The organism is Nocardia sp. NPDC004340 (assembly GCF_053602575.1).
On the sequence record NZ_JBSGDW010000003.1, the window covers coordinates 745,457 to 772,046 of the forward strand.

A 26,590-nucleotide genomic window follows, 5' to 3' on the forward strand; every position below is an offset into this window, starting at 1 on the left:
TGATGCCTTCGGCGTACCCGCTCACGGAGCGGAGACACAGCATCGGAGAAGTCCCATGCCCAAGGAATGGACGAAGAAAGAGGAACGACAGTACGAGCACATCCGCGACTCCGCCGAGGAGCGTGGCGAACGCCCGGCCCGGGCCCGCGAGATCGGTGCGCGGACCGTGAACAAGAATCGTGCCCGCGCGGGCGAGACCAGGACCGCCAGTCGCACATCCTTGCAGGGCAAGTCACCGCAACAGCGCGGCGGCGAACGCTCCGGCCGGCGCGGGCCCGAGGGCCCGACCAAGGACCAGCTGTACAACGAGGCCAAGCAGCGAAACATCAAGGGCCGCTCGGGAATGTCCAAAGCGCAGCTCGCCCACGCGCTCGGCCGAGCCTGACTCGCTCAGCAACGGTTCGCCATGACCGAAGTCTTGGTGGCGCGGCTGTCGAGCAGTACCCCGCTGGGCCGGACACAGGCGAATACCAGGTTATTGACTGGGTTGCGGCACATCGACGTGGCAGTCGGCGATCTTCGGGTTCAGACCGAGATAGTTCAGCGGACCCGCCACGATCGTCACCGCGATTGTTCCGGCGCTCGCGCAGTTCGTCGGCGCGCTGTCGTAATAGTGCCGCTGCCCGGCGGCCACGGCTCCGATGATCAGCCAGGCGACCACCACCAGCAGCATCAGGCTGCTCGCACGCGTACGTCGCCCGCCGCGCCACACTCGACGGTCATTAGTGAAAGTTCTCATTTCTCATCACCTTCTCCTGACGGGCGAATACCCCGAGAAGCGCGTGTTTAACGGGGGCATTCCACGACGTTCCGGAGGAAGGGACGGATATGGGAAATCCCCCGGCCGCTTCCGATGCGGGCCAGGGGATTTCGTTGTCGTCACCGGGTCATCGGTGCTGCTGTGCGCGCTGGCGCTGTTCCTCGGCCGCCGCTCGGGCGCGGTCCTTCTCGGCCTGGGCTTCCCGCTTGGCGGCGTCGCGCTGGGATTCGGCCTTGTCCTGCTGAGCGCGCCCCTCCTCGCGCAGCCCCTCGTTGCCGAAGACCTTGCCCGCGGCTTCCTTGGCCGCGCCCTTGACGCCCTCGACCACGCCTTCGATGCCTTCCCGGGGGCCGCTCTTGTCGGCTCTGACATGGGATATACCTCCGTATATCGATTTCAGGGACATTCGGGACCTACCCGGGTCTTCGCACCCGAAACAGGCTGTCGGTCAATTCGTTTCGAGGCGAGGAAATCGGCTGCCGGGCGATGGCGTTGATCAGGCGGCGAGGCGGATAATGGGGCGATGGAGTCTTCGGCCGAACTTCCCGCGGAATCGCTGGTGTGGGCCGCGGGGAAGTATCCGGGCCCGCGGACGGGGAGCTTCCGGTTCTGGTTCGCCACGCAGCGCTGGGAGTGGTCCGCGGAGCTGTACCGCATGCACGGCTACACGCCCGGCGAGATCGAGCCCACCACCGAACTCCTTCTCGCCCACAAACATCCCGAGGATCGCGGCAAGGTCGCCGAGGCGATCACCCGCTCGGTCTCACTGGGCGAGCCGTTCTCGAGCCGGCACCGGTTCATCGACACCCACGGGCACGAACACCACGTCATGGTGGTCGCCGACCGCATCCTCGACCAGGGGCGCGCGGTCGGCACCGCGGGGTTCTACATCGATCTGGCCGGCACCCTGATCAGCGCTCAGCGCGAGGCGCTCGAAGAACGGATGCCCGAGATGGTGGAGGCGCGAGCCGTGATCGAGCAGGCCAAGGGCGTGCTGATGCGCATGTACCGCATCAATGACGAGCAGGCCTTCAAACTGCTGGTGTGGCGGTCCCAGGAGACCAACACCAAACTCCGCTCCTTGGCCGAACAACTCCTGCGCGAACTGCCCAATATCCCGCCCGCGCAGCCCGGAACCGTGTCGGCGTTCGATCACATCCTGCTGACCGTGCACGAACGCATCCACGAGTGACCTCCGCGGCCCGGCCGTAGATCGAAAGCTAGCGGTGCACCCCGAGGGTCCGTTCCCAGATCGTCGACAGGACGTCCACGAGTTCGGTGAGCTCGGCGTCGTCGGCGTCCGGGCGCAGGTCGAGGAGCATGTGGATGTTCATGGTGGCCAACGCGAGTGCGCTGCCGCGGGGATCGGGCAGCGGCGCACCGACTTCGGTGATCTTCTCGGTCGCCACGTCGACCACCGCCGCGACGAGGCCGTCTCGTACCGAGCGCACCTCCGGGTCGGCGGTTCCCGACCGGAAGATGGCGCGCAGGACCGCGCCGTGGCGGCGGTAGGTCCGGGCGGCGGCGAGTAGGGCCGCGCGACCCCCGGCGACCGGGTCGTCGGAGTTCCGCCAGTCGGCCAGCCCCGCGTCCGCCTCGGCGCGCAGGGGCTGGATCAGGGTGGTGAGCAGCTCGGAGCGATCACGGAAGTACACGTAGAACGACTTTCGGGACAGCGTCGTGTGTTCCATGATCGCCGCCACCGTCGCCTCGTGCGCGGGGCGCGTCCGGAGCAATTCCGTTGCCGCGTCCAGGATCTCGGCGCGGGCCTCCTGCGGTTGCCGTCGACGGCGCGGTTCTCGACCGCTCGCTACTGCCACAGTGGCAGTATAGTGGTGCCCGTTAATGCCACCGTGGCATTAACGGGCAGTCACGCACCTGCAGAACGGGTTTCACCATGAGTCGATTACGACCGACCACCTGGTATTGCTTGCTCGTCACGATCTTCCTGACCGTCCGCGCCACCACGACTCTCGCGGCCGGACCACAGTTCTCGATGCCCGGCACGGGCTGGCGAGCGGCCTGGCAGCTGCTACTCGCCGCCGTACTGCTCGCCGGTTTGCTCCGCCCGCGCATCGCCCGCACCGCCGTCACCCTGGTCGCGGCGACCTATCTGCTCGCGACCATCAGCGAGGCGCTCAACCCCGCCGATCTGCTCGGCTTCATCCCCGTGGACATGCGTGACCGGATAGTCCATCCGGCCCTCGCGGCGGCGGGCCTGGCGTGCGTCGCCGCGAATACGGCACTCACCCGTACGCGCCGAATCGGGTTCACTTCCCGTTGATTACGACGCTGTTCCTCGCTGTCGACGGTCGCGGCGATTCCACGGTGCCTCGTTCCCTACGGATTCGGCGGTAGCCGTACAGAATTCCGGCGCCCAGGACGGCGAGCAGCACGGCGGACGTGCCCCAGGTTCCGAACCCCAGACCGCCCTTCACGTGGGGTTTGGACAGCAGATCGCCAACGGTGGCGCCGAGCGGGCGAGTGAGGATGAAGGCCAGCCAGAACAGGAGGACACCGGAGACGCGGGTCAGGTAGTGGGCAGCGAGCAGGGCCGCCATGATCGCGGCGATGAGGGCGGCGCTGCCCCAATATCCGAGGCCACTGGTGTCGGACAGGTAGTCGCCGAGCGAGGTGCCCAGCGTGTTGGAGAGCAGAATGGCTGTCCAGTACAGGATTTCGCCGCGCACACTGCTGATGCCGGTGACGTCGTAGGTCTGTCCGCTGAGCTTCCAGACCGCGAAGACGATGGCCAGCCCGGTGACGAGAATGGCCGCACCGGCGCCGTAGCCGAGCCCGCCGTCGGTGGACGTTCCCGAGCCCGGCCCGCGGTTGAGGAAGTCGGAGATGGTGGTGCCCGCGGTACTGGTCGCGGCGATCACCGTCCAGTACAGCGCGGGGTGGAAACGACGCGCCCGCAACTGCGCGATCAGGCTGACCGCGAAGATCGTCAGGAACAGCACCGAGGCGGCGGCGTACCCCAGGTCCAGCGTCTGCGCGATCAGGTCGCCGCCGGTCTCGCCGAGAGTGGTGGCGGCGATCTTCAGAATCCAGAACAGCGCGGTGATCTGTGGAAGCTTGTAATCGGTACGGGCGGACGCCGAGTCCATGCCGGATTTCCCATCTCGATGGAGGCGAACGAGCAGGTCGCCACGCAGCCTGCCAGCCGATCGCTGAGAACACGCTGAGATCGTTTTCTCGTAGCCGGCGCCGTGTCCGATGATGAGCGAGTGAAAGGGCTCACGAGGTGGCTCGCGCCGGCACGCTGGGGCCTGCGCCTCAGATCCGCGTTGGCGGCCGCGCTGGTCGTGGGCGCGGTCGTCGCCGTCGCCGCGGCGGCGATGCTGTGGGTGCTGCAGCGGTCCCTGATCAGCGAGGTCGACACGGCCGCCGAATTCCGGGCGAATCAGATCGCGGCGGAATTGCGGCGCGAGCCGGCGACCGCGCTGCCCGAGACACTGCTCGACGCGGACCGTCAGATCGCCGCCGTGCAGGTCTTCGATTCGACCGCACACCAGGTCGCGGCATCGCGCCACGCGCTGCCCACGCCATTGACCGGCTTGCCCATCACAGCGGCGAACGATCTGCCCGCGGCCGCCGGCTACGACGAGGATTGGCGCATCGTGGCCCGGACGGCCGACACCTCGGCCGGGACCTTCACCGTGCTGGTCGCGGCCGACACCGAGAACAGCGAGCGTGCGGTGAAGAAGGTCGCCGCGCTGCTGGCACTGGGCGCCCCCGCGGTGGTCGCGGCCGCCGCCGCCGCGACCTACCTACTGGTCGGCCGGTCCCTGCGCTCGGTGGAGGACATTCGGACCCGAGTCGCCGGGATCGAGGCCAGCGACCTGTCACGACGAGTGCCGATCCCGCCGACTCGCGACGAAATAGCGGGATTGGCCCGAACCATGAACGAGATGCTCGCACGCGTCGAAGCCGGTCACCGAGCGCAGCGGCGGTTCGTCGGCGACGCGTCGCACGAGTTGAGAAGCCCGCTGGCGACGCTCACCGCCGCACTGGAATTGGCCAGTCACCGCCCGGAAGCCCTCAACCAGGAGTTGATCGACGCGACGCTGCTACCGGAAGCCGAGCGCATGCGAAATCTGGTGGACGATCTCCTGACCCTGGCGGCCGCGGACGAACACGGTCTCGAATTGCGGATCGGCGAGGTCGATCTCGACGACCTGGTCGCCGAGGAAGCCGCCGCGCTCCGGTTGCGTGGCACCGTGACGGTCCGGACCGTCGTGGAGCCGGTACGCGTCCTCGGCGATCGGCTGCGCCTGAAGCGGGCGCTTCGCAATCTGGTCGACAATGCCGCCGCCCACGCCCGCTCCACCGTGATCCTTCACCTCGGCCGCCACGACGGGCGAGCTCGTTTCATCGTGGACGATGACGGAGCGGGAATTCCCGCTACGGAACGGGTTCGGATCTTCGACCGGTTCGTGCGCCTGGAGGACGACCGCGCGCGAACCAGCGGCGGATCGGGTCTCGGCCTGGCGATAGTCACAGAAATCATGGCCGCGCACCACGGTTCCGTTGTCGTCACCGAATCACCCTCCGGCGGAGCACGATTCATTCTCGATCTGCCCGCAGTCGATTGACGGTCAAGCGTGTTCCGGTACCCCGGATCCGGTGGCCGGCCCGGCGTCCGGGTCGAGAAGTCGGTAACCGGCGCCCCGAACGGTCTGAATGCTGGCCTGCCCGAAGGGCGCGTCGATCTTCTTGCGCAGGTAGCCCACATAGACCTCGACCACGTTTCCCGGGCCGTCGTAGTGGGCGTCCCATACGTTCCGGAGAAGGTCGGTCTTGGTCAGCACGATGCCTTTGTTCTGAAGGAAATACTCCAACAGCGCGAATTCCCTGGGCGTCAGCACCAATTCGGTGTCGCCACGGTGGGCGGACCGGCGGCTCGGATCCAGCGTGAGGTCGCCGGCGACCAGGATGGTCGGCCGCTGTGGTGCGCGCCGGCGCAGCAGCGCGCGCAGACGCGCGATGAGGACCACGAACGAGAACGGTTTGGTCAGGTAGTCGTCAGCGCCCAGGTCCAGGGCGTCCACCTGGTCGTAATCGCCATCCTTGGCGGTCAGCATCAGTACCGGGGTCGCCACGTCGTGGGCCCGCAGCCTCCGCAAGACCTCGTAGCCACTGAGTCCCGGCAACATGAGATCGAGCACGATCACATCGAAATCGTCCTCGAGCGCCCACCAGAGTCCGTCGGTGCCGGTGGCGGCGAGCTGTACGACGAAGCCTTCGAGCTCGAGGCCTCGTCGCAGGGTGAGAGCCAGCCGTTCCTCGTCCTCCACCACCAGTGCTCGCACCGCACCAGCATGCACGAGGGCGTCGTGGTGCCGGTGCGTCGCCCTCGCGGTCACCGTTCCGACGGTCGCGTTCACATCCCGTTGAATTCGACGATCGGTGGCGGATAGTCGGCGGCGAGGACGCCCGCCCGCCACGGGCGTTGGATCTCGGCGCCGGGCAGTTGGGCGAGTTCGGGGAGCCAGCGGCGGACGTAGTCGCCTTCGGGGTCGAAGCGGTCGGCTTGGCGCAGGGGGTTGAGGACGCGGCTGGAGCGGGTGTCGGTGCCGGTTCCGGCCATCCACTGCCAGTTCAGGCGGTTGTTGGCGACGTCGCCGTCGACCAGCCAGCGTTCGAAGTGCTCGGCGCCGATGCGCCAGTCCACGCGGAGGGTTTTGACCAGGAAGCTGGCGGCGATCAAGCGGGCCCGGCCCGGCATCCAGCCCTCGGCGAGCAGTTGCCGCATGCCCGCGTCGACCATGGGGTAGCCGGTCTGCCCGGCCTGCCAGGCCGCTACGCCACGCGGATCGGACCGCCAGGGCTCGGCTGACACCGCCTTGTAGTCGGCCACGGCGACGCGGGGTTCGTCGGCCAGGACCTGGTGGTAGAAGTCGCGCCAGGCGAGCTGACGGAGGAAGGCGAGGGCGCCGGGGTCGGTGGCGGGGGTGCGGGTCACGATCTCGGTGACGGACAGGCAGCCGAAATGCAGGTAGGGCGACAGGCGCGAGGTGCCGTCGGCAGCGGGGACGTCCTTCTCCTCCTGGTAGCGGCGGACCGGGCCGGACAGCCACTGCTCGAGCAGTTTTCGACCGGTGGTCTCACCACCGACCGCCAAATGCGGCGACCCGGGACCCGCGTCGAGATCGGCCGCGCCGGGGATCGCCTCGCTCTCCACCTCGGGCACGGTCACGGTGACCGGTGGCGGCACCGGACGACGCAGTGGCGTCTCCAGCCAACGGTTGAAGTACGGCGTGAAGATCGCGTAATGCCCGCGTCCGGTATCCGGCCGGATCGCACCGGGATCCACGGCGGTGATCGAGCGGCCGTGCACACGGAGCTCACATCCGGCCGACGAAAGCTGTTCCCGCAGCGCGTCCTCCCGCTTCCGGCTGTACGGGGTGCCGTCCGCCGCGAGGTGCACCGCCTGCGCCCCGACCTCGCGCGCGGCCCGCACGACCTCGTCGACCACCCGGCCGTGCCGCACCACCAGCCGCCCGCCCCGCGCACCCAGCTCGTCGTCGAGCTCGCTCAGCGCCGAGCACAGGAACCGCAGCCGGTTCGCCGCGTCCCCGATCCGGGCCAGCAGATCGGTGTCCAGAACGAACAAGGGAACCACCGACTTGTCCTCGCGGCAGGCGGCCGCCAGCGCCGGATTGTCGTGGACCCGCAGATCCCTGGTGAACAACACGATCGACGTCGTCATGCCCGCACCCCGCCTCCTGATCGATGGTTGCCTGATCGATGCGACAGTACGGTCCGGCGGCCCGGCTCGCCCGTCCCGCAACGCAGGGCCGGTCGACGCGGATCATGATCAGCGTGCAGAATCGGACATATGCCCCACTCAAATCCGATCAGTGCCTGGAAATCGCTCCGCGACGGCAACGACCGCTTCGTGTCCGGCAGTCAGGTCCACCCCTCCCAGGGCTCCGGTCACCGCGAAGAACTGGTCGCGGGCCAGCACCCCACCGCCATCCTGTTCGGCTGTGGTGACTCCCGGGTGGCCGCCGAGATCATTTTCGACCAGGGCCTCGGCGACATGTTCGTGGTCCGGACCGCGGGTCACGTCATCGACTCCTCGGTGCTGGGTTCCATCGAGTACGGCGTACAGGTCCTGAACGTGCCGCTGATCGTGGTGCTCGGCCACGACAGCTGCGGCGCGGTCAAGGCCACCCTGGACGCCCTGGACGGCGGCGCGGTGCCCGGCGGGTTCATCCGCAGCCTCGTCGAGCGCGTCACCCCATCGATCCTGCTGGGCCGCCGCGAGGGTCTGAGCACCGTCGACGAGCTCGAGGCCCGCCACGTCGCCGAGACCGCGCACGTTCTCATGGAGCGCTCGCAGATCATCTCGCAGGCCGTCGACGCGGGCCGCCTGGCCATCGCCGGCGTCACCTACCAGCTCAGCGACGGCCGCGCCCACCTCAACCAGGTCATCGGCAATATCGGCGAACAGCCATGAGTTCGGTCGTGCGGAAATCGACAATTCCGCATTGAAATACCAACGGGTCCTGAGGCTTTCGCCGTGGTCACCGCGATAAAAGGGCGGCGCTATTCCGAATCCAATTTCGGGATAGGCGCCGCCTTTTTCTGCGTACACTCTCCCGCGATAGCCGACACCTATACAGCAGGGCTCAACAATGACAAAGCTCGACTGGACCACCACCGTGACAACCGGCCCCGGCGGCATCCGCACCGAGGAAGCCGGAACCCTCGACGGTGAGATCACCCTCCGCACCTTCTGGTCCGACACCGACAACCTCGCACTGGTCACGGTGCAACACAATGAAATCCGCGAGTGGTACACGGTGGCGGGCAGCCCCGTCCCCGCCAACTCGAAGGAACTCGCCGAGGCCGTCCACCAGGCCGCCGTGGCCGCCGCCCGTGAGGGCGGCGACGCCACCGCCGGGTAGCAATTCCCCAGAGCGCCCAATCCACCACGGTTTTCGCTCGCACATCAATTCCCATGGCTCGCTCGACGGGTTCGGCGGCGAAGACCTGGTGGATCAAGGTGGAACAGGTTTAAGTCAGATGCATTCGCGCGCCTGATCATTCGACATGTGTCGATCTGTTCACCCGTGGAACATCCTGTAGCTCCGGAACATTGGGTTCGGCGCTACGAGGCGCCTCCAGGATATGCCGGTCCTGGCAGAGGCCAGGTCGGTGATGTTCCAGGAGGATTCGTGGTGACGATGCGCGACGCGCGCCGGTATCTGCCCAATACAGCGGCCACCATGGCGTTGATCGCGCTCGCGGTCGGCGGGGTCGCGATCACGGCGGATTCGCCGCAGAACGACCGGGCGGGCACAGTCGTGGCGTCGTCGAAGGTCTCCGATACCTCCACCGAGGCGGACCCGGCCACCGAGACCGGGCCGGTCACCGAGCTCGCGGACGTGACCGAGACGCCGGAGGACGGGACCGTGCCGGACGACATGCCGGTCGCGGACACTCCCGACGGCGGAGACGTGCCCGGGACCGAGACACCGAGTCCCGACACCACCGACCCCGCTACCAGCACGCCGGTCACGACGACGACCGACACTCCGACCACGAGCCCGTCGTCGGGTCCGACCATCAATGTGAATGTGAGTGCGAGTCTCGGGATTTCGGCGCAGGTCTCCCCGCCGACCGACGTCGTCACGACACTGACGCCCGGCCTCACCACGGTGACGACGACTCCCACGCCGACCACCACGACCACCGACCCGGCTACGCCGATGCCCGTCGCGGCAACGACTACCACCACGACCACCCCGGTCCCTGCCGCCGCCGTGACGACCACGACAGCCCCTGTCCCTGGGGCACCGACGACGACCATCACCACGACCCCGGTTCCTGCGACCACGACGACCACCACCGTCCCGCCCGCACCGACACCGGCCAAGGCGACGACGACCCCGACCACGGTCCGCACGACCACCCCGTCCGCCAAGCCGACGACACCGCGCCGCAGCACCCCGCCGTCGACCACGGCCACCAAAACGACCGCGCCCAAGCCGGTTCCGTCCTCGGCCCGCCCGACGGTCGCGCAACCGCCGACCACGACGCACCGCCCGGCGGCGACGACCACGACAGTGGCTCCCACCACGCCCAAGCCCCTCCCGGCCAAGTAGCACCGATGGCGATGACAGCGCGTCCGGCGCTGCTGGTGGCCGCGGTCGCGGCAGTCCTCGCGGGCTGCGGTGTCTCCGGCGAATCGTCCGATCCGCTGCCGCCGCGTGCGAGCGAGTCGATTCCGGCGATCCGCCTCGACGCGGCCGAGTCTCCGATCGACCAGCTCCGCGAGTGGGCGCGTGCGCGTTCCGAAACGAGCGGCATCCCGATGCGGGCCCTACAGGCGTACGGCTATGCGACAGTGGCCATGTCGAAGGCCCAGCCCGGTTGCCATCTCGGCTGGGTGACCCTGGCCGGTATCGCCCGCGTGGAAAGCAATCACGCCCGTTTCGGCGGCGCGACCATCGCCGCCGATGGATCGGTGCGCCCGCCGATCCGAGGGATCGCGCTGGACGGCACCGGTGGCAATGCGCAGATCGTCGACCTCAATGCCACCACCCGAGCCGGTCATACGGTGTACGCGCGCGCGATGGGCCCGTTCCAGTTCATCCCCGACACCTGGAAACGCTGGGGCGTCCACGCGGCCGTAGGCTACAACACCCTCGCCCCCACGCTGAAGGCCGCCAAACCGGCTGCCACCAGCGGCCTTTCGGGCAGCCCGGACAATATCGACGATGCGGCCCTCGCGGCCGGTCGATACCTGTGCGCGGCGGGCGGCGATCTGGCCACGGCGCGCGGCTGGCGGCAGGCCATCCTGGCGTACAACCACTCCGCCGTATACGTCGATCAAGTGCGCAGCACCGCGCTCGGCTACCAGAAATAGCCGAGCGGCGGGAACCGGACCGTCAGCCGGCCTTGGGGGTCGTGGTGGTCCGGCCGGTCGATGCCGGGGTCGTCGTCGGCATGTCGATCACGTCCGGCAAGCGACCGCCGCCGAGGACGGGTACCGCGCTGGTCGGGGACGGCGGGACCAGTGGGGTGCTGCGGTGATCGCCGCATCCCGTGATCGCCGCCGCCACCATCGCTATCGCCGCCACCGTGATCAAGTGCTTGGGCACGAGTCAACCTTTCGAAGAGGGACCACCAATTCTGGTACACCCGCGGCGCAAATGTGGCGCGAAAGATCAACTTAGGCACGCAAAGTCGGCCCCGGTGGCACAGCGACGCCCGATTAGTTCCCCGAGTCCGGTTCTCCGACAGCTAATTCCGTGGCGAATCAGCAGCGAACGCCAGTGATGGTGAACCGTTCGACGTCGGTGACGTGACCTCCGGTGGCCGCGACGATGGTGAGCGTGGCCGGACAAGCATCGGACACGGACACCGTGGCACTCCAGGGTGATTCGGTACCGCCCGCGGGAATCGGAGCGGATCGACCGACGGGCTGATCCCGATCCGAGCGCAGAATCCGGACCCGGATGCTCTCGTCCACGCCGGTAATGGTCCCGCCCACGGCCACCGGCGACGAGACCGCGCCGCCGTAGCGCGGCGTGGTCAGCTGGAAGGTGGTGTCGTCGGTGCCGACGACCTCCCACGGCGCGGTGTCACCGTGCCCCATCCGGGCCAGATGCACGACGGCCGCGACAACGGGCACACCGTTCGGATTGTCGAACCCGACGCTGACCCGCGACTGGTCCCCGTCGGTGGCCACCTTCACGATCTTGTCCAAGCTCGAGAACCCGAGGTAGTGCTGGGTGAAGGACTGCGCGGTGGCGGCGGGGTCGAGATGCCAGGGTTGATGCCCGGACCCGGCGTCCCGCTGCCAGGCCGCGGCTTCGGCGCTGTCGCGGAACGGCCACAGCGGTTGGTAGGGAAAGTCCGCGGCCGGGGAGGTCGTGGGGGCGCCCGACCCGCTGCTCGCCGGCGCGGAACTGCCCGGTGCGGTGGTCGTGGACGCGCCGCCCGGCGCGGCGGTGGTGGTGGCCGAGGGCCCGCCTCCGCTGGAACAGGACACCAGCACGACCGCCGCCGGAATTGCGGCCATCGCGAGGAGGGTCCGGCGGCGATGCCCCCGAGAAGTTTCCGTGGTCATGCCCGGCCTCCTACCAAGAATGGGCCCTTTGTCGGATTATCGGATGAATCCCCGGTGATCGCCATGATTCCGCGAGCATGTCCGGAACCGAATACCTCGGGCGTCGCCGGGTATGCGGGCGGTATGGAACCTCAGAACGTCGGATCCGGTATCGGGTCGGACGGAACCCCGGTTCCTCCGGTGCGACCGCCGGAACCGGTCCCACCGCTGGAGCCGGGCGAACCTGTCCCGGAGCCCGTTCCGCCCCTGCCCCTGCCGACACCAGGCCCGCCGATCCCCCGCCCCCCGGATCCGATTCCGGACCCGCAGCCACCGCTGAGACGTTTCGGTCCGGCGCAGCCGGTTATTCGACCGACTGCCGGCAGTCCGTCCGGCACTCACGACAGCGGAAGGAAGACCTATGCTGATGCTCACCCCCACTGCCGTCGAGGCGGTACGCGGTATCACCTCCGGGGAAGGCGCCCCGCGCGACGCCGGACTGCGGATCACCACGCCGGATGACGCCGAGAGTTTCCAGCTCGCGGTGACGGACGGGCCGTCCGAGGACGACGCGGTCCTGACCGCCGAAGGCGCGCGGGTCTACATGGACCGCCGGTCCGCGGAATTCTTCGACGACAAGATTCTCGACGCGGGCCTGGATGCGACGGGCAACGCCACCTTCGTCGTCGGCCCGCAGGCCACCAGCGGCTAGTCACACGTCATGCCCGGCAATCTGGCGCGCACGCTGATCGCCTCGCACCTGGTGTCGGGTGCGATGACGCCGGGCACCGAGATCGCGATCCGGATCGATCAGACGCTGACCCAGGACGCCACCGGCACCGTGGTGATGCAGGAGCTCGAGGCCCTGGCCCTCGATCGCTCACGCACCGAGGTGAGCGTCCAGTACGTCGACCACAATCTGTTGCAGACCGACGAGAAGAACGCCGAGGACCACGAGTATCTCCGCACGGCCGCCCAGCGCTTCGGCCTGTGGTTCTCCAAGGCGGGCAACGGCGTCTCCCACCCCACCCATATGCAGCGTTTCGGGGTGCCGGGCAAGACGCTCGCGGGATCTGATTCGCACACGCCGGCGGCGGGCTCGCTGGGCATGCTCGCCATCGGCGTGGGCGGATTGGAAGTGGCGCTGGCCATCTCGGGTCAGCCGCTGCGCCTGCGGATGCCGAAGATCTGGGGTATCCGGCTCGAAGGCGAACTGCCGCAGTGGTGTTCGGCCAAGGACGTGATCCTGGAGATGCTGCGCCGGCACGGCGTCAGCGGCGGGATCGAGCGCATCATCGAATACCACGGGCCGGGCCTGGCGGGACTGTCCGCGATGGACCGGCATGTGATCGCGAACATGGGCGCCGAACTCGGCGCCACCACCACGGTTTTCCCGAGCGACGAGGCCGTCCACGCCTTCCTGCGCGCGGAGGGCCGCGAGGACGACTGGGTCGAACTGGCCGCCGACACCGACGCCGAATACGACATCGAGGAGACCATCGACCTGTCCACGCTCGAACCCCTCATCGCGCAACCGTCGTCGCCGGGCGCGGTGGTGCCGGTGCGCGAGGTGGCGGGCACCGAGATCGCGCAAGCGGTGATCGGGTCCAGCGCCAATCCGGGACTGCGTGACTTCGCCATGGCGGCGGCCATGGTGGCCGGGCGGCAGACCGTGCCGCAGGTCAGTTTCGACGTGAACCCCACCTCCCGGGAGATCCTCACGGATCTGACCCGGATGGGCGCGGTCACCGACCTGATCGAGGCGGGTGCGCGCATCCACCAGGCCGGATGCCTGGGCTGCATCGGCATGGGCCAGGCCCCCGCGGTGGGCCGCAATTCGCTGCGCACCATGCCGCGCAATTTCCCGGGCCGTTCGGGCACCAAGGAGGACTCGGTCTGGCTGTGCTCGCCGGAGACGGCGGCCGCCTCAGCGCTCACCGGTGTGATCACCGATCCGCGGGAGTGGGCGCGCACGGTCGGCATGGACTACCCGAAACTCGAACTGCCCGTGCGGGCCTCGGTCAATACGGCGATGCTGGTCCCCCCGCTCGAGCCGGAGCGGGCACGGCTGGTGCGGCCGGTGAAAGGGCCCAATATCTCCGGCCTGCCGGAATTGACACCGCTGCCGGACCGGATCATCGCGCCCGTGTTGTTGAAGGTCGGCGACGATATCTCCACCGACGCGATCTCCCCCGCCGGAGCCCGCGCCCTGCCCTACCGATCCAACATCCCCAAGCTGGCGATGTTCGCCTTCACCCCGATCGACGAGACCTATCCCGAACGGGCGCAGCGGGTTTCCGACACCGGGCACATCGTCGTCGCGGGCGAGAACTACGGTCAGGGTTCCTCACGCGAGCACGCGGCCATCGCACCCCGCTACCTCGGTCTGCGGGTGGTCATCGCCAAATCCTTCGCCCGCATCCATTGGCAGAACCTGGCCAACTTCGGTGTCCTGGCCCTCGAATTCGAGGATCCCACCGACTACGACCGTATCGACCGCGATGACGTGCTGCGACTGCTCGATCTGCACGCCATCGCCCGCGTCACCACGCTCGAGGTGCTCGATATGAGCAAGGAATCCACTTTCACCGTGCGACACCGGCTTTCGCCGCGTCAGGTGCGAGACGTCCTGGCCGGTGGCCTCATCCCCCGGCTCGCGGCGCGCGACCTCGCGTTTGAGGACGAGGACGCCGGGAACAGCGACGACATCAGCGCCTGCTGAGACAGCCTTCCGGAAAGGAATCACCATGCTGCGACGCATTGCCCACCCCCTGCTGGCGACCGCTTTCGTCGCCGACGGAATCGACACGCTCACCCACCCCGATCCCCGGATCAAGACCGCGAACGAGGCGGTGCGGCAGGGCGAGCAGCGGTTGCCGGCCAAGCTCGCGGCCTATCTGCCCGACGATCCGGCCACACTGGTCCGGATCAACGCGGCGGTCCGCGTCGGCGGCGGCGCGCTGCTGGCCCTGGGCAAACTGCCCCGGCTGTCCACCGCCGTGCTCGCCGCGACCGTGATCCCGGCGGCCCTGACCGAACCGGGGTTCTGGACCGAGGAGGACCCCGAACGGCGTTCGGCCCGGCGCAACGCGCTGCTCAAGGACGTGAGCCTGCTCGGCGGACTGCTCATCGCCTCGACCGATCGGCAGGGCAAACCGTCGCTCGGCTGGCGTGGCCGCCGGGCCCTGGAGAAGCTGCAGGCCGACGACTCCGCCCCCACCCGGCTCGCCGACGCCGCGAAGGTCCACGGACCCGAACTCGCCGCGGCGGTGCGGACCCGCGGTGAGCACCTGGCGGAGACCGCCCGCGAACGCGGACCCGAACTGGCCGCGGCGCTGCACGATCGCAGCGAGCGACTGGCCGACGCTGCCCAGCACCGCGGCGCGCAGCTCGCGGAATCCGCCCGCGAGCACGGACCCGAACTCGTTGCGGCACTGCACGATCGTGGCGAGCGACTGGCCGAGGCGGCCCAGCATCGCGGCACCCAACTCGCGGGTTCGGCCAGGGAACTCGGCGCACAATGGGGCGACGTCGCCGCCGACCGTGGTGGTCATCTCCTCGACACCGCCCGCGACCAGGGCGGCCACCTCGCCGAGAAGGCCAAGCGGCGCGGTGAGCGGCTCGCGGACGCGGCCCGCACCGCCGCCGACCACCGACGCTGAAGACAACCGAGCGCACTGAAAGGGGCCTCCGTCATGGCATCTCAGCATTCTCGCGCCCGCTGGGCGGTCGTGGCCGTGACGGCGGCCGCGCTCGCCGTGGGTTGCTCGAACAGCACCGAACCCGGTGTGCCGGGAACCGGTTCGCCGCAGCAGGGCTCCGGGTCACCGACCATCTCCGCGAACGCCGCCAAGCAGCTGTGCGACATGATGCGGCCCGAAGTCGACAAGTGGCGCGCCGAGGGCCCCACCGAGGCCCGGCTGAAATTCAATATCACCGTGCAGGATTGGGCGCTGCGCAACAATGGCGTGAATATCGCGGTGATGCGCAATCGCTCGGTCATCGACCAGACCACCACCGCCGCGTGCCCGGATGTGCGGGACGCGGCGGTGCAGGCGATCCGGATGCCGGATCTGGCCTCGGGTCTGGCGGGATTCTGATCAGATGGCCAGCGCCTCGGCGCGCAGCCGGCCGAGGGTCTTCGCCAGGATGCGTGACACCTGCATCTGCGAGACCCCCAGCCGCTGCGCGATCTGGTTCTGGGTCATCGAGTCGAAGAAGCGCATGGTGAGCACCCGCCGCTCCCGTTCGGGCAGTTCCGCGATGAGCGGGCAGACGGCGAGGTACTGGTCGACGTGTTCGAAGCCGGGCTCTTCGGCCCCCAGCGCGTCCAGCATGGCCAGCGGAGTGTTTTCCCCGTCATCGGGACAGGCGGCTTCCAGCGACGAGCTCTGGTAGGCGTTGGCGGCCAGCAAGGCCTGGGTCAGCTCGGACTGGTCCACCTCCAGTTCGGCGGCCAGTTCGCGCGCCTTGGGCATGCGGCCCAGGCGCTGGGCGAGGATTTCGACGGCGGCGCCGACGCGGATCTGGGTCTCCTTGACCCGGCGCGGTACGCGCACGGCCCACGTGCTGTCGCGGAAGTACCGTCTGACCTCGCCCATGATGGTGGGCACCGCGAAGGACAGGAACCGCGAACCACGCTCGACGTCGAACCGGTCGATGGATTGCACCAGCCCGAGCCGGGCCACCTGCACCAGGTCCTCGAACGCCTCGCCGCGCCCGGAGAACTTGCGCGCGATGTGGTCGGCCAGTGGCAGACACCGGTCGATCGCCTCTTCGCGCAAGGCCTTTCGCTCGGGAGCATCGGTTTCCACGGCGACGGCAAGCTGTTTCAGCAGCGGCTCGATATCGTCATAGCTGTCACCCGTCATCGGTATCACCCCGTATTCGGCTGAACTGCATAACAATGGTGTACCCATTTCGGCCGCTGGGGAACCCGTTTTCACCGGCCGACTGCGGCGTTCACCGCATCATCGCGCGATCCGCCAGGTCAGAGACGTATTGCCACAGAATGATTCGCACGGACCCATGCGACGCCTCACCGTGCTCCAGGGGCGTTTGACGGCCGATTCAGCGGGAACTGCGGGAATGTCACAATCGCTCCCCACAAAGGAATAATCATGATCGTCCTGGGCCTCGTAATACTGATCCTGGGAATTATCTTCGGCATCCATATCCTCACCACCATCGGGGTCATCCTGATGCTGATCGGCGCGGTCGCCTGGCTCCTCGGCGCGGCCGGACGCCCGATCGGCCGACGCTCCCACTATTGGTGATCCGGTCAGCGATTGGTGAACTCCCCTACACCAGCATGCATTTCACCCGTCACACGACAGTGGGCCGGCCGCAGCCGTTTTCCGGAGCGGCCGGCGAATTGTCCTCGCCGATGGCAGGACTCGCGCGACGGTTCCACCGCGTCGGCCGCATCGATCGCGCCGTCACCGCCGCGGTCGCGCGCATACCCGCCTCCGCGCTGGATTCGGGCCTGCTGCGGCTGACCCGCGGCGCGGATTTCGGCGCGCTCTGGCTGGTCATCGCCCTCACGTTGGGAACCCGTGGCGGCGAGTACCGGCGGGCCGCGATCCGTGGCGTCGCCGCCCTCGCCGCCACGGAGGCGATCGTGAACGGCGGTCTCAAGCCGATCATCACGCGCCGCCGCCCCGCCGCCGAGCTGCTGCCCGCATCTCGGCGATTGGACCCGCGGCCCGTCTCGTCGTCGTTCCCCTCGGGCCACAGTGCCGCGGCGGCCGCGTTCGCCACGGCGGTCGCGGTCGAGAGTCCCCGGGCCGCAGCGGGTCTCGTCCCGCTGGCGGGACTCGTCGCCTACTCGCGGGTGCATACCGGCGTGCACTGGGGCAGTGATGTGCTCGCGGGCGCGGTGATCGGTTCGACCATCGCCCTGGCCACCCGGCACTGGTGGCCGGCCCCGGCACCGGCGACCGCCCGCGAGCGGCACCAGGGCACGCCCGCGCTTGCCGACGGGAACGGCCTGCTGGTGCTGGTCAACCCGGCAGCGGGTGATCCGTCCGTCGATCCGTGCGAGGATCTCGCGGCGCTGTTGCCCGCGGCCACCCTCGTCCGCACCGAACCGGGCGACGATCCCGCCCGGCGGCTGGAACTGGCGTTCCGCGCCTGCGTTCCGCGGCCGATGGCACTGGGTGTCGCGGGCGGTGACGGCACCCTCGCCGCGGCGGCCACGGTCGCCCTGCGGCGCGGTCTGCCCCTGGCGGTGTTCCCCACGGGCACCCGCAATCATTTCGCCCGCGATCTGGGTGTGCGCGACACGGCCGAGGCGGCCGCGGCCGTCGAATCCGGCGATGCCGTGGACGTCGACATCGCGCGCGTCCGCTTCGACGACGAGGACGGAGAGCGCACCCGGCACGTGCTCAACGTGGCGAGTGTGGGCGCCTACCCGGACATGGTGCGGCTGCGGCGGAGATGGCGTTCGCGATGGGGTCGGCGGCTGGCCTTCGCGGCCGCGTCGGTGGCCGCGGTGGGCCGGGCCCGGCCCCTCACGGTGGAGGTCGACGGTGAGCGCCGCCGGGTGTGGGTCCTGTTCTTCGGCAACGGTTCCTATCATCCGCGGCGCTCCACCCCGGCCGTTCGCGACCATCTCGCGGCGGGGCTGCTCGACATCCGATGGCTACGCGCCGACGGGCCGTGGTCCCGTCCCCGGATCATCCTGGCGGCCGGGCTCGCGGCCCTGGGTCGCACCCGCCTGTACGGCGAATGCCGCCGGCCCGAGCTGACCGTCCGGCTCACCACGCGCGAACCCCTCGCCGCCGACGGCGAGGTGATCGGCACGGCCACCCGGATTCACATGACGGTGGCCGGGCGCCTCACGGTGTATCGCCTCATTCCGGCTCCGCGTCGTCCTTCCGTTGCCGGGTGAATTCCACGACCACCGGGTATCCGCGTTGTACGACGTCGAACTCGTCGGTGTCGACAGTTATCGAATCGGTCAGGGATTCCACGAAGTGCCAGCCGAAACTGTGCTCGATCAGGCCGCCACCGGTGCCGATCACCGACGTCACCCGAATCCGGACCCGCTGCTCGTCGTAACGGAATTCGCAGTCGAGTCCGGCCGACGGCACGGCCGCCAGGATCATCGCGGTCGCCACCTGATCCAGCGCGACCCGCATGTCGATGGCCACGTCGATGGTGAAATCGGCTGTGAGCATGACGGTTTCGGCTATCGCGCGCAACATTTCCAGGTGTCCGGCGTCGGCACGCACCCGTACCCCCACGTCACCGGACAATCGCGGTGATTCCGGCTCCGCGTTGTCGGTGCGTATGCGCGCCTTGCCATCACCCAGTGGCGATTCACTCATCACTCACCACCCATCCAGCCCCCATCGCGATCTTTCCCCCGCAATGTTCGCTTACCCGATGCTGCCGGAGGGAAACCGCCCAAAAGTCAGGATTATCGGAGCGGGAGCACGCGGTTCAAGAAGTCCTGAGCCTCGGAGTCGGCGAATTTCAGGATGGTGAAGTGGGTGGCGGGGGCGTGCAGCACCAATTGACTGTCCGTACCGGCCGACCGGAGCTGTTGTTGCAGCAGCACGGTGGTCGGAACGGGCTGAATGGTGTCGGATCCGCCCTGCAGCAGGACGACCGGACCGCAGTACCCGGTGGCGGGCACCGACAGGTAGTCCCGCAGCGCCGAAATGACCGAATCGGGCAGGGAGGTGGTGAACAACTGGCCGACCGACTTGCCCGTGACGGCCGCCTCCAGGGAAGCCAGGCAATCGTTTCCGGCCCGCGCGATGGCGAGGACTTCGTGGCCGTGCGGTGACAGGTAGTGGGTGACGCCGAGTTCGGGGCGGGCGTGATCGAGGCCCGCGAGGATCATGACGAGCCGGGCGTGCAGGCCGTCGAGGCCGGGGAGCACGGGCACGCCCGGACGGCTCAGCACGGCGATGATGTCCTCGACATTGCTGGTCGGCGCGTAGGCGAGGGTGCCGCGCAGATCGAGGTCCGGCGCGTAGCCCGCGGCCATCCCGGCCGCGGCGAGCACCGACTGCCCGCCGATGGAATGCCCGGCCAGCACGAAGGATTCGGACAACCCGGCATCCACGGCGTGGCCCGCGCGCACGATGTCGAGGACCGCGTGGCCCGCCGCGCGCCCGGCCAGATACTCGTAGACGCCGTCCGCGCCCAGGCCGATGTAGTCGCTCGCGGCCACCACGTAGCCGCGCGCCAGATACGTTGACAGCTGCGGTGTCTCGTCGAACTTGTCCGCCATGCCGCCATTGATGGTAGGCGCGCAGCCGGCCGTCATGCCGCTGGTCCCGTGCGCCCACGACACCATCGGCCGACCGCCCGCCGGGGTCGCGCCTTCGGGCACATAGATCGTGCCGCCACTGACCTCCGCCTCGCCGTTCTGGCCGGTCGTCCGGTACGTGATGCGATACCCGCTCGCCGCGCCGGGAATCAGTTCGCCGGCGTCAAGGGGCCGTGACGATACGACCGCGCCCGGCGCTCCTCCGGTATCCGGTTGCGCCACAGCCGATCCGGTCGCCGCGGCCGAGGACAGGGCGGCGATCGCCGCCAGGATCAGGTATCGCACGGGAAGCTCCTCCGGGACGAGCCGCCGACGCCCGTCGACGACTTTGCGAACACGTTCCGAAAGTAGCATCCGCAGGTCACGCTGTCGAGAGCGGAACAGGGCATGATGGCAGACATGTCCCGACCGACCGCCTCCTCCGGCCGCACCGGCCGCCCGCCCGTCACGTCCCGCACGGAGATCCTGACCGCGGCCCGCCGGTTGATCGACCGCGACGGCTGGGAGCGGCTCACCATTCGCGGCCTGGCCGCCGAGGCCGGAATCGGCGCGACCACGGTCTACCGCCACGTCCAGGACAAGGAGGATCTGCTGGTCCTGCTGCTCAACCACTACGCCGATCAGACCGAACGCCCGGAGCTGCCCGAGGATCCGCGGGACCGGATCGTCGCGGCCGCCACCGCCATGCACGATCTGCTGGCGAGCTGGCCCTGGGCCGCGGAGGTCCTCACCGTGGACGGTTTCGTCGGCCTGCTCGACGAATCCGCGCTGTGGACGGTCGAATCCATCCTCGCGGCCGCCGAATCCAGCGGCCGCACCCCCGAGCAGGCCGCCTACATCTTCCGCTCGATCTGGTACTACACCGTCGGCGAGATCCTGGTCCGCACCCACTCCCAGCGCCGCGGCGGCCCGGCCGCCTCCGGCCGCGCCGCCTTCGGCGATCTCGATCCCGATCGCGTTCCCCGGCTGGCCGCGATCGGCGAACGCTGGCCCGCCCTGGCCGCCCGCGACACCTACGGCCAGGGCTTGCGCGCCTGTGTCGACGGCCTGCTGGCCCAGACCGGCCCCGCCGAATCGTGATGCCGCACGACCGGTTCCGGCCCCGATCCCCCCGCCGCGGGTGACCGCTAGAGTGCGGACATGCCGGAAAAGATCATCCGTAACACGTTCACCGTCCCCGCCTCCCCCGAGGCCGTCTACGACCACCTGATCCGGCCCGAGAACTACATCGGTCTCTCCCCGCTGGTCGTCGCCGTCGAGGACGTCCAGGACGGTTCCTACCTCGCCGTCGAACGCTTCCGCTTCCTGGGCCTGAAGCACGACAACCGCATTCGCGTCGCCCTGCTCGGCACACCCGGGACAGCGGTCTGGGGCGAGGTCGACAGCCCCGGCGGCGTCCGCATGGGCTACCGCTTCGACCTGACCCCCACCGCCGAGGGCACCCGCGTCGACGACGAGCTGCGCCTGCGAACCCCCATCGGCCTCATGGCCTTCGCCTCCGGTCAGGCCCGCAAGGTCCAGCTCGCCCGCGCGGGCATCCTCGCCGACCGCCTCGCGGCCGTCTAGGGCTTGAAGCCGACGCCGCCGGCGATGCAGTGGCGGACCGGGCTCAGCGGCGTGAGTTGCGGACCGTCGGGCCACCATTCGTCGCATAGGACGAGGCCGGGTTCGATCATGGTGAGATTGCCGAACAGGGCGTGGATCTCGTCGCGGGTGCGGAAGCGGCCCGAGCCCATGGGGCTGTGCACGAACTTCTCCTCCATCTTGCGCGCCAAGTCGCTGTGTTCGGCGGTCTCCGGGTCGAGGAAATGGGCGATGGCCACATACGAGCCGGAGGGCAGCACATCGAGGTAGCTGCGCATCACGGCGGCGACATCGTCGGCGGCGTAGTGGTGAAGGGTGCCGATCTGGAACAGCGCGATCGGACGGCTGAAGTCCAGTTCCTCACGGATATCGGGGTGTTTGACCACCTCGAACGGACGGAAGATGTCGGCTTCGACGATAGTGGTGCGCGGATTGCCCGCCAGCAGGGCGCGCGCGTGCGCCAGCACCATGGGGTCGTTGTCCACGTAGACCACCGAGGAACCCGGGTCCACGCGCTGCACGACCTGGTGGGTGTTCTCCGCGGTGGGCAGCCCCGAACCGAGGTCCAGATATTGGTCGATGCCCGCCTCCTTGGCCAGGAAGCGGCATACGCGGATCAGGAAATCCCGGTTCGCCCAGGCCAATTCGGCGACCCCGGGCGCGACCTCGCGCACCTGGTCCAGGACCGCGCGGTCGACTTCGAAATTGTCCTTACCGTTCAATGCGGCGTCGTAGACGCGGGCAATGCTGGCGCGTGTGGTGTCCACCCCAACCGGCGCCGCACTCGGGTAACTCTGCACTGACTCGGACATCTCACGCTCCCCTGACAATCGATTCGCTCCGGCCCCGGCCCACAGCAAGTCTGTCGCATACGCGATGATTTGGGACCGGATCGCCAGGTCCGCGCCGAATCGGTAGGGTGCGGCCGTGGATACAGCGGAATTCGTTCAGCGCGGCAGCACCATCGTGGACCGGTTGTCCACGACGCAGACCCCGCCGCCGTGGCAGCTGGTGGTGGGCACCGGCGTGGTGGCGCTGATACTGGTGGCGTTCCGCCCGACGTGGCGCATTCTGCGCAATGCGGTCACCATCGCCCACGAGGGCGGGCACGCGTTCACCGCGCTGCTGACCGGCCGCCGCCTCAATGGCATCCGATTGCATTCCGACACTTCGGGACTCACCGTGTCGAGCGGCAAACCCTATGGGCTCGGCATGATCCTGACCATGGCGGCCGGGTATCCGGCGCCGGCGCTGCTGGGGCTGGCCTACGCCGCGCTGCTGGGCGCGCACCGCATCACCCTCATGCTGTGGTTGACCATCGCGCTGCTGCTGGTGCTGCTACTCAAGATCCGCAACTGGTACGGCCTGCTGTCGCTGCTGGTGACCGGCGGCGTGGTGTTCGCGGTGTCCTGGTTCGGCAGCGACACCACCCAGGCGGCGCTGGCGTACGCGGCGTCCTGGTTCCTGCTGCTGGCCGCGGTGCGCCCGGTGATCGAGTTGCAGCGCAATCGCGCGCACGAGCCGAATTCCGACGCCGACCAGCTGGCCCACCTGACCAGGATCCCGGGCCTGCTGTGGGTGCTGGCCTTCGGCGCGATTGCGCTGTGCTCGCTGGTCCTCGGGGCGCGCCTGCTGCTGGCCGACGTGTCGGGGGTGTGTGTGCCGCCGCTCACGCACAGCACCTGCGCGGCGTCAACCGCCGGGTGAGCATTGTCCCACCTCAGGGCGAGAGTGGTATCGCTGCAAGGATTCTGGCCAACGGGGACTACCATTCGGTTTGCACCGTCCGGGTGATCGGAAACACCGGATTTGCCCGGATCTCGGCCCGCTCGTACCACCGGCGGGCGTTCGACCGTTGCGGCTAGGAGGGTTTGGGGATGGACAGACCGGAATGGGCACCGGAAGGCGTCGACATGAACCGGGCGAGCCCGGCGCGCATGTACGACGCGCTGCTGGGCGGCTCGCACAACTTCGAGGTCGACCGGCAGGCCGCGGAGGCGGGTAAAGCGCTGGTCCCGGACCTGCCGCGACTGGCCTTGAGCAATCGCGCATTCCTGCGCCGCGCGGTGCGGTACCTGGTGGACCAGGGCGTGCGGCAGTTCCTCGACATCGGGTCGGGCATCCCGACCGCGGGCAATGTGCACGAGGTGGCGCAGGCGATCGACCCGGAGTGCCGGGTGCTCTACGCCGATATCGACCCCGTGGCCGTGGCGCACGCGCGCGCCATCCTGAAGGGCAATGACCGGACCGCCGCGATCGAGGCCGATCTGCGCGAGCCCGAGGCGCTGCTCGCCCAGGCCCGCGGGACCGGCATCATCGATTTCGACCAGCCGGTCGGAGTTCTCCTCATCGCGGTCCTGCACCTGATGAGCGACGACTACGCCCCCGCCGACAAGGTCGACGCCCTCTACGACGCGGTGCCGGCCGGCAGCTACCTGGCCCTGTCGCACCTCACCTCGGCCACTCGCCCCGACGACGCCGCCAAACTGGTGGAGAACTCGCGCGACGTCAGCAGGATCGGCCTGCAGTTCCGGACCCGCGAGCAAATCGCGGCCCTGTTCGGCAAGTGGGAGCCGATCGAGCCGGGTGTGGTGGAATTGCCGTTGTGGCGGCCGGAATCCGACCGTGACCAGCACGAGGCGCCCGGCCGATCACTCGGTCTGGCGGGTGTGGGCCGCAAGGCCTGAGCAGGGGCACGAGGCAGGGGCAGGGGGTAGGCGGTGGGAGCACACGAGCTGGCGGTCCGATGGGCCGACGCTCTCGAGGGCGCGGTGGCGCCGACGATCACCCGGTCGCAGGTCGAGCAGTTGCTCGACGGGTTCGGCGACCGGCTGATCGCGGCGGTGCGCGGCACCGAGGACATGTCGGTGGCCCGGGACGCCGCCCGCGCCCTGGTGGGCGCCAACTACCGGGATCCGTTGACCGTGCACCGGTCGGTCCTGGTGCTGTGCAAGGACCTGGTCACCGACGCCTGCCCGGACCCCGGCTGCGAGGACTACTGGCCGGTGCGCGATCGCGCGATCGAGCTGGCCGCCGAGTTCGCGGCCGAGTTCACCGCCGGACTGCGCAATGTGGCGTTGTCGGAACAGGAGAAGACCCTGACCGCGGCGCTGACCGCCGCGCGCGAGGCCGACGCCCGCAGGCAGCTGTCCGAGGCCCGCTTCCAGGCCATCTTCGAGGGCGCGTCGGTGGGCATTGGCACGGTCGACATCACCACCGGGCAGGTGGTCGACGTCAACAACGCCATGGCCGAGACCCTGGGCGTCCCGGCCGGGCAGATGCCGGGCCGTCCGGTGGCCGACATACTGGGCCCGATCAATATCGGCGAGGCGTTCGGTCTCTTCCAGCGTTTACTGTCCGGCGAGATCGACCGCTTCCGCTTCGAGACCGAACACACCAAACCCGACGGTTCGCACACCATCATCGACCTGTCCATGACGGTGGTCCGCGACAGCGATGGCAAGCCGCGCTTCCTGGTCGGGGTCACCGTGGACGTCACCGACCGCAAGGAACTGGCCGACCGGCTCTGGTACGACGCCCACCACGACTCGCTGACCGGTCTGCCGAACCGGCTGCTGTTCTTCGACCGGCTCGCGGCCGCCACCGGCCAGGTGGGCGTCTGCTACCTGGACCTGGACGGCTTCAAGGAGGTCAACGACCGCCGCGGCCACACCGCGGGCGATCAGGTGCTGTGCGAGGTGGCCCAGCGGCTGCGCCAGGCCGTGCCGCCGCACGGGGTGGCGGCCCGGCTGGGCGGCGACGAGTTCATCGTGCTGGTCGAAAGCTGCTCGGGCCCGGAGGAATTGGACTCGGTGTCCGAGGACCTGCTGGCCGCGCTGCGCGACCCCTTCGATGTGGCGGGACTGTCGGTGCGGGTGGGCGCGAGTATCGGGACCGCGCTGGTGGACACCGACTCCACCGCCGTCGACGAGCTCATGCACGCCGTGGACACCGCCATGTACCGCGACAAGGCGCTGCGGCACGGTCGGTGAGACCGCGCCGCACGGCCGCTAGATCACGAACGGCACCAGGGCCTTTCGCTCCGCGGGGTAGTCGGAGAACTTCTCGCGGTACCAGGTGTGGGTGGCGAAGGCCCGGGGCACCAGATTGCCGAAGGTGATCAGGAAGATGACCACGCCCGGCAGCGCCCAGGTGAGGATGGCGAACCCGGCCCACGCGATGAGCTCGCCGAGATACGTGGGGCTGGTGACGAATCGGAAGCCCAGACCGAACGGAATCTTGTATTCCGTTGCGCCCGGATTGTTCTTATCGCGAAGATTCCGCACGATCCACTCGGAACTGGTGAGCAGCGCGAAACCGCTGAGGTAGATGATCGATCCGATGATGAATCGCGGGTCGGTCAACCAGCCGGTGCCGTACTGACCGAAGTAGTCGTGGCTGAACAGCGCGCCGTTGAGGTAGCCGTGCATGGCGGTGACGAACATGCCCATGCCGAGCACCGAGATGTTGAAACTGCTGGTCTTGCCGGGCACTTGGCGAATGGAAAGGGGGAAGAACCAGCCGCGGTTGGCGTAGTGGAGAATCCAGATGGCCGCCAGCACCAGGGAAGTCGGCTCGAAACGGTGCGGCCCGCTCAGGTACGCGACCGCGAAGACCACGGTGGCCGGAATCTCCATCAACCACCAGCCGAGTTTCGGGTTCAGGTTCAGTCCGAGCTTGGCGGTGGCGAACCGACCGTACGGGCTCTGCTGGAACAGGCCCCCGATCAGGACGAAGGCAGCGAAACCGAAGGCGATCGTCAGCACGGTGTCGTAGACGGTATTGCCGGTGTACCAGTTCATTCGTGGCCCTTCAGGTGAAAAACTAGAACAGGTTCTACCACAGCCCGAGCCCGACCGGTACCCAACGGCGGGCGTGGACGGTGACCGGCGGG

General features: G+C 68.8%; 32 protein-coding genes. 19 read left to right on the forward strand and 13 right to left on the reverse strand.

Annotated elements, in window-relative coordinates; genetic code table 11:
* The first annotated feature begins 55 nt into the window (after positions 1 to 55).
* Positions 56 to 385 (forward strand): plasmid stabilization protein, encoded by a 330-nt coding sequence (locus tag ACWEOI_RS15545; RefSeq protein ID WP_433666321.1) that lies wholly within the window; start codon positions 56 to 58, stop codon positions 383 to 385.
* Positions 386 to 475: 90 nt separating this feature from the next.
* Here the strand turns inward: ACWEOI_RS15545 and ACWEOI_RS15550 are convergent, their stop codons facing one another.
* Both ACWEOI_RS15550 and mbp1 read right to left on the reverse strand, forming a co-directional pair.
* Positions 476 to 673, reverse strand: a complete 198-nt coding sequence (locus tag ACWEOI_RS15550; protein WP_433666322.1) for a hypothetical protein — start codon at positions 671 to 673, stop codon at positions 476 to 478.
* Positions 674 to 887: 214 nt separating this feature from the next.
* Positions 888 to 1,166 carry a microaggregate-binding protein 1 gene (gene mbp1 / locus ACWEOI_RS15555; RefSeq protein WP_452359997.1) on the reverse strand — a complete coding sequence of 93 codons (279 nt, stop codon included), beginning with the start codon at positions 1,164 to 1,166 and terminating at the stop codon, positions 888 to 890.
* A gap of 117 nt (positions 1,167 to 1,283) precedes the next feature.
* Here mbp1 and ACWEOI_RS15560 point away from each other — a divergent pair, with 117 nt between their 5' ends.
* Complete coding sequence (locus ACWEOI_RS15560; protein ID WP_433666323.1) at positions 1,284 to 1,952, forward strand: PAS and ANTAR domain-containing protein; 669 nt, start codon at positions 1,284 to 1,286, stop codon at positions 1,950 to 1,952.
* A gap of 28 nt (positions 1,953 to 1,980) precedes the next feature.
* Here the strand turns inward: ACWEOI_RS15560 and ACWEOI_RS15565 are convergent, their stop codons facing one another.
* Positions 1,981 to 2,580 carry a TetR/AcrR family transcriptional regulator gene (locus ACWEOI_RS15565; protein ID WP_452359998.1) on the reverse strand — a complete coding sequence of 200 codons (600 nt, stop codon included), beginning with the start codon at positions 2,578 to 2,580 and terminating at the stop codon, positions 1,981 to 1,983.
* Positions 2,581 to 2,657: 77 nt separating this feature from the next.
* On the opposite strand from ACWEOI_RS15565, the gene ACWEOI_RS15570 reads away from it, so the two are divergent.
* Positions 2,658 to 3,044, forward strand: coding sequence for a DUF4383 domain-containing protein (locus tag ACWEOI_RS15570; RefSeq protein WP_433666324.1), 387 nt, complete (start codon positions 2,658 to 2,660; stop codon positions 3,042 to 3,044).
* Here ACWEOI_RS15570 and ACWEOI_RS15575 read toward each other — a convergent pair.
* Positions 3,031 to 3,870 (reverse strand): COG4705 family protein, encoded by an 840-nt coding sequence (locus ACWEOI_RS15575; RefSeq protein WP_452359999.1) that lies wholly within the window; start codon positions 3,868 to 3,870, stop codon positions 3,031 to 3,033. The two genes, ACWEOI_RS15570 and ACWEOI_RS15575, sit on opposite strands and share 14 nt — an antisense overlap.
* Positions 3,871 to 3,990: 120 nt before the next feature.
* On the opposite strand from ACWEOI_RS15575, the gene ACWEOI_RS15580 reads away from it, so the two are divergent.
* On the forward strand, positions 3,991 to 5,358 hold the full coding sequence (locus ACWEOI_RS15580; RefSeq protein ID WP_452360000.1) for a sensor histidine kinase: 1,368 nt from the start codon (positions 3,991 to 3,993) through the stop codon (positions 5,356 to 5,358).
* 3 nt (positions 5,359 to 5,361) lie between these two features.
* Here ACWEOI_RS15580 and ACWEOI_RS15585 read toward each other — a convergent pair whose 3' ends face one another.
* The gene (locus ACWEOI_RS15585) at positions 5,362 to 6,075 is read right to left on the reverse strand and encodes a response regulator transcription factor (RefSeq protein ID WP_452360158.1); all 714 of its coding nucleotides are present in this window, start codon (positions 6,073 to 6,075) and stop codon (positions 5,362 to 5,364) included.
* A gap of 71 nt (positions 6,076 to 6,146) precedes the next feature.
* Positions 6,147 to 7,475 carry a cryptochrome/photolyase family protein gene (locus ACWEOI_RS15590; RefSeq protein ID WP_452360001.1) on the reverse strand — a complete coding sequence of 443 codons (1,329 nt, stop codon included), beginning with the start codon at positions 7,473 to 7,475 and terminating at the stop codon, positions 6,147 to 6,149.
* Between the two features lie 129 nt (positions 7,476 to 7,604).
* On the opposite strand from ACWEOI_RS15590, the gene ACWEOI_RS15595 reads away from it, so the two are divergent.
* The 4 genes from ACWEOI_RS15595 to ACWEOI_RS15610 all read left to right on the forward strand — a co-directional run bounded on the left by ACWEOI_RS15595 (position 7,605) and on the right by ACWEOI_RS15610 (position 10,643).
* A complete protein-coding gene (locus tag ACWEOI_RS15595; protein WP_433666328.1) occupies positions 7,605 to 8,228 on the forward strand; it encodes a carbonic anhydrase in 624 nt (207 codons plus the stop codon).
* 178 nt (positions 8,229 to 8,406) lie between these two features.
* Complete coding sequence (locus ACWEOI_RS15600; RefSeq protein ID WP_452360002.1) at positions 8,407 to 8,679, forward strand: hypothetical protein; 273 nt, start codon at positions 8,407 to 8,409, stop codon at positions 8,677 to 8,679.
* A gap of 273 nt (positions 8,680 to 8,952) precedes the next feature.
* Positions 8,953 to 9,879, forward strand: a complete 927-nt coding sequence (locus tag ACWEOI_RS15605; protein ID WP_452360003.1) for a hypothetical protein — start codon at positions 8,953 to 8,955, stop codon at positions 9,877 to 9,879.
* A 5-nt stretch (positions 9,880 to 9,884) separates the two neighbouring features.
* A complete protein-coding gene (locus ACWEOI_RS15610) occupies positions 9,885 to 10,643 on the forward strand; it encodes a murein transglycosylase (protein WP_452360004.1) in 759 nt (252 codons plus the stop codon).
* Positions 10,644 to 10,665: 22 nt separating this feature from the next.
* Here the strand turns inward: ACWEOI_RS15610 and ACWEOI_RS15615 are convergent, their stop codons facing one another.
* Both ACWEOI_RS15615 and ACWEOI_RS15620 read right to left on the reverse strand, forming a co-directional pair.
* The gene (locus tag ACWEOI_RS15615; RefSeq protein WP_452360005.1) at positions 10,666 to 10,878 is read right to left on the reverse strand and encodes a hypothetical protein; all 213 of its coding nucleotides are present in this window, start codon (positions 10,876 to 10,878) and stop codon (positions 10,666 to 10,668) included.
* 158 nt (positions 10,879 to 11,036) lie between these two features.
* A complete protein-coding gene (locus ACWEOI_RS15620; protein ID WP_452360006.1) occupies positions 11,037 to 11,849 on the reverse strand; it encodes a hypothetical protein in 813 nt (270 codons plus the stop codon).
* Between the two features lie 406 nt (positions 11,850 to 12,255).
* Here ACWEOI_RS15620 and ACWEOI_RS15625 point away from each other — a divergent pair, with 406 nt between their 5' ends.
* Genes ACWEOI_RS15625 through ACWEOI_RS15640 form a run of 4 tightly spaced genes read left to right on the forward strand, consistent with a single transcriptional unit; the run spans position 12,256 to position 15,928 of the window.
* Entirely contained in the window at positions 12,256 to 12,540 is a 285-nt protein-coding gene (locus ACWEOI_RS15625) for a hypothetical protein (protein WP_433666334.1), read from the forward strand.
* 9 nt (positions 12,541 to 12,549) lie between these two features.
* Positions 12,550 to 14,550, forward strand: coding sequence for an aconitate hydratase (locus tag ACWEOI_RS15630; RefSeq protein WP_452360007.1), 2,001 nt, complete (start codon positions 12,550 to 12,552; stop codon positions 14,548 to 14,550).
* A gap of 25 nt (positions 14,551 to 14,575) precedes the next feature.
* A complete protein-coding gene (locus ACWEOI_RS15635; protein WP_433666336.1) occupies positions 14,576 to 15,490 on the forward strand; it encodes a DoxX family membrane protein in 915 nt (304 codons plus the stop codon).
* A 33-nt stretch (positions 15,491 to 15,523) separates the two neighbouring features.
* A complete protein-coding gene (locus ACWEOI_RS15640) occupies positions 15,524 to 15,928 on the forward strand; it encodes a hypothetical protein (protein ID WP_452360008.1) in 405 nt (134 codons plus the stop codon).
* On the opposite strand, the gene ACWEOI_RS15645 is transcribed toward ACWEOI_RS15640, so the two are convergent.
* A complete protein-coding gene (locus ACWEOI_RS15645) occupies positions 15,929 to 16,699 on the reverse strand; it encodes an RNA polymerase sigma factor SigF (protein ID WP_433666338.1) in 771 nt (256 codons plus the stop codon). It abuts the gene before it with no gap.
* A 249-nt stretch (positions 16,700 to 16,948) separates the two neighbouring features.
* On the opposite strand from ACWEOI_RS15645, the gene ACWEOI_RS15650 reads away from it, so the two are divergent.
* Entirely contained in the window at positions 16,949 to 17,104 is a 156-nt protein-coding gene (locus tag ACWEOI_RS15650) for a hypothetical protein (protein ID WP_433666339.1), read from the forward strand.
* A 110-nt stretch (positions 17,105 to 17,214) separates the two neighbouring features.
* The gene (locus ACWEOI_RS15655; protein ID WP_452360009.1) at positions 17,215 to 18,720 is read left to right on the forward strand and encodes a phosphatase PAP2 family protein; all 1,506 of its coding nucleotides are present in this window, start codon (positions 17,215 to 17,217) and stop codon (positions 18,718 to 18,720) included.
* Here the strand turns inward: ACWEOI_RS15655 and ACWEOI_RS15660 are convergent.
* Positions 18,683 to 19,159, reverse strand: a complete 477-nt coding sequence (locus tag ACWEOI_RS15660; protein WP_433666341.1) for an anti-sigma factor — start codon at positions 19,157 to 19,159, stop codon at positions 18,683 to 18,685. The two genes, ACWEOI_RS15655 and ACWEOI_RS15660, sit on opposite strands and share 38 nt — an antisense overlap.
* Positions 19,160 to 19,251: 92 nt before the next feature.
* A complete protein-coding gene (locus tag ACWEOI_RS15665; protein WP_452360010.1) occupies positions 19,252 to 20,397 on the reverse strand; it encodes a lipase family protein in 1,146 nt (381 codons plus the stop codon).
* A 114-nt stretch (positions 20,398 to 20,511) separates the two neighbouring features.
* On the opposite strand from ACWEOI_RS15665, the gene ACWEOI_RS15670 reads away from it, so the two are divergent.
* Positions 20,512 to 21,192 carry a TetR family transcriptional regulator gene (locus ACWEOI_RS15670; protein ID WP_433666343.1) on the forward strand — a complete coding sequence of 227 codons (681 nt, stop codon included), beginning with the start codon at positions 20,512 to 20,514 and terminating at the stop codon, positions 21,190 to 21,192.
* Between the two features lie 60 nt (positions 21,193 to 21,252).
* Complete coding sequence (locus tag ACWEOI_RS15675) at positions 21,253 to 21,678, forward strand: SRPBCC family protein (RefSeq protein WP_433666344.1); 426 nt, start codon at positions 21,253 to 21,255, stop codon at positions 21,676 to 21,678.
* Here ACWEOI_RS15675 and ACWEOI_RS15680 read toward each other — a convergent pair.
* Positions 21,675 to 22,508 carry an SAM-dependent methyltransferase gene (locus ACWEOI_RS15680; protein ID WP_433666345.1) on the reverse strand — a complete coding sequence of 278 codons (834 nt, stop codon included), beginning with the start codon at positions 22,506 to 22,508 and terminating at the stop codon, positions 21,675 to 21,677. The genes ACWEOI_RS15675 and ACWEOI_RS15680 overlap by 4 nt on opposite strands.
* Before the next feature lie 115 nt (positions 22,509 to 22,623).
* Between ACWEOI_RS15680 and ACWEOI_RS15685 the strand changes: the two genes are divergently transcribed.
* The 3 genes from ACWEOI_RS15685 (at position 22,624) to ACWEOI_RS15695 (ending at position 25,688) form a co-directional block, all read left to right on the forward strand.
* Positions 22,624 to 23,403, forward strand: coding sequence for a M50 family metallopeptidase (locus tag ACWEOI_RS15685; RefSeq protein WP_357084602.1), 780 nt, complete (start codon positions 22,624 to 22,626; stop codon positions 23,401 to 23,403).
* A 170-nt stretch (positions 23,404 to 23,573) separates the two neighbouring features.
* On the forward strand, positions 23,574 to 24,383 hold the full coding sequence (locus tag ACWEOI_RS15690) for an SAM-dependent methyltransferase (RefSeq protein WP_452360011.1): 810 nt from the start codon (positions 23,574 to 23,576) through the stop codon (positions 24,381 to 24,383).
* A gap of 33 nt (positions 24,384 to 24,416) precedes the next feature.
* Complete coding sequence (locus ACWEOI_RS15695; RefSeq protein WP_452360012.1) at positions 24,417 to 25,688, forward strand: diguanylate cyclase domain-containing protein; 1,272 nt, start codon at positions 24,417 to 24,419, stop codon at positions 25,686 to 25,688.
* Positions 25,689 to 25,706: 18 nt separating this feature from the next.
* Here the strand turns inward: ACWEOI_RS15695 and ACWEOI_RS15700 are convergent, their stop codons facing one another.
* Positions 25,707 to 26,498, reverse strand: a complete 792-nt coding sequence (locus ACWEOI_RS15700; protein WP_433666348.1) for a 3-oxo-5-alpha-steroid 4-dehydrogenase — start codon at positions 26,496 to 26,498, stop codon at positions 25,707 to 25,709.
* Positions 26,499 to 26,590 lie beyond the last annotated feature (92 nt).

Excerpts from the sequence above, each read along its gene's own strand:
- ACWEOI_RS15595 (WP_433666328.1), top strand. The coding sequence starts at position 7,605 with ATGCCCCACTCAAATCCGATCAGTGCCTGGAAATCGCTCCGCGACGGC.
- ACWEOI_RS15670 (WP_433666343.1), top strand. The coding sequence starts at position 20,512 with ATGTCCCGACCGACCGCCTCCTCCGGCCGCACCGGCCGCCCGCCCGTC.
- ACWEOI_RS15645 (WP_433666338.1), bottom strand. The coding sequence starts at position 16,699 with ATGACGGGTGACAGCTATGACGATATCGAGCCGCTGCTGAAACAGCTT.
- ACWEOI_RS15635 (WP_433666336.1), top strand. The coding sequence starts at position 14,576 with ATGCTGCGACGCATTGCCCACCCCCTGCTGGCGACCGCTTTCGTCGCC.
- ACWEOI_RS15675 (WP_433666344.1), top strand. The coding sequence starts at position 21,253 with ATGCCGGAAAAGATCATCCGTAACACGTTCACCGTCCCCGCCTCCCCC.
- mbp1 (WP_452359997.1), bottom strand. The coding sequence starts at position 1,166 with ATGTCCCTGAAATCGATATACGGAGGTATATCCCATGTCAGAGCCGAC.
- ACWEOI_RS15620 (WP_452360006.1), bottom strand. The coding sequence starts at position 11,849 with ATGACCACGGAAACTTCTCGGGGGCATCGCCGCCGGACCCTCCTCGCG.
- ACWEOI_RS15630 (WP_452360007.1), top strand. The coding sequence starts at position 12,550 with ATGCCCGGCAATCTGGCGCGCACGCTGATCGCCTCGCACCTGGTGTCG.
- ACWEOI_RS15640 (WP_452360008.1), top strand. The coding sequence starts at position 15,524 with ATGGCATCTCAGCATTCTCGCGCCCGCTGGGCGGTCGTGGCCGTGACG.
- ACWEOI_RS15545 (WP_433666321.1), top strand. The coding sequence starts at position 56 with ATGCCCAAGGAATGGACGAAGAAAGAGGAACGACAGTACGAGCACATC.
- ACWEOI_RS15655 (WP_452360009.1), top strand. The coding sequence starts at position 17,215 with ATGGCAGGACTCGCGCGACGGTTCCACCGCGTCGGCCGCATCGATCGC.
- ACWEOI_RS15575 (WP_452359999.1), bottom strand. The coding sequence starts at position 3,870 with ATGGACTCGGCGTCCGCCCGTACCGATTACAAGCTTCCACAGATCACC.
- ACWEOI_RS15690 (WP_452360011.1), top strand. The coding sequence starts at position 23,574 with ATGGACAGACCGGAATGGGCACCGGAAGGCGTCGACATGAACCGGGCG.
- ACWEOI_RS15600 (WP_452360002.1), top strand. The coding sequence starts at position 8,407 with ATGACAAAGCTCGACTGGACCACCACCGTGACAACCGGCCCCGGCGGC.
- ACWEOI_RS15610 (WP_452360004.1), top strand. The coding sequence starts at position 9,885 with ATGGCGATGACAGCGCGTCCGGCGCTGCTGGTGGCCGCGGTCGCGGCA.
- ACWEOI_RS15570 (WP_433666324.1), top strand. The coding sequence starts at position 2,658 with ATGAGTCGATTACGACCGACCACCTGGTATTGCTTGCTCGTCACGATC.
- ACWEOI_RS15550 (WP_433666322.1), bottom strand. The coding sequence starts at position 673 with ATGCTGCTGGTGGTGGTCGCCTGGCTGATCATCGGAGCCGTGGCCGCC.
- ACWEOI_RS15660 (WP_433666341.1), bottom strand. The coding sequence starts at position 19,159 with ATGAGTGAATCGCCACTGGGTGATGGCAAGGCGCGCATACGCACCGAC.
- ACWEOI_RS15700 (WP_433666348.1), bottom strand. The coding sequence starts at position 26,498 with ATGAACTGGTACACCGGCAATACCGTCTACGACACCGTGCTGACGATC.
- ACWEOI_RS15680 (WP_433666345.1), bottom strand. The coding sequence starts at position 22,508 with ATGTCCGAGTCAGTGCAGAGTTACCCGAGTGCGGCGCCGGTTGGGGTG.
- ACWEOI_RS15625 (WP_433666334.1), top strand. The coding sequence starts at position 12,256 with ATGCTCACCCCCACTGCCGTCGAGGCGGTACGCGGTATCACCTCCGGG.
- ACWEOI_RS15560 (WP_433666323.1), top strand. The coding sequence starts at position 1,284 with ATGGAGTCTTCGGCCGAACTTCCCGCGGAATCGCTGGTGTGGGCCGCG.
- ACWEOI_RS15650 (WP_433666339.1), top strand. The coding sequence starts at position 16,949 with ATGATCGTCCTGGGCCTCGTAATACTGATCCTGGGAATTATCTTCGGC.
- ACWEOI_RS15590 (WP_452360001.1), bottom strand. The coding sequence starts at position 7,475 with ATGACGACGTCGATCGTGTTGTTCACCAGGGATCTGCGGGTCCACGAC.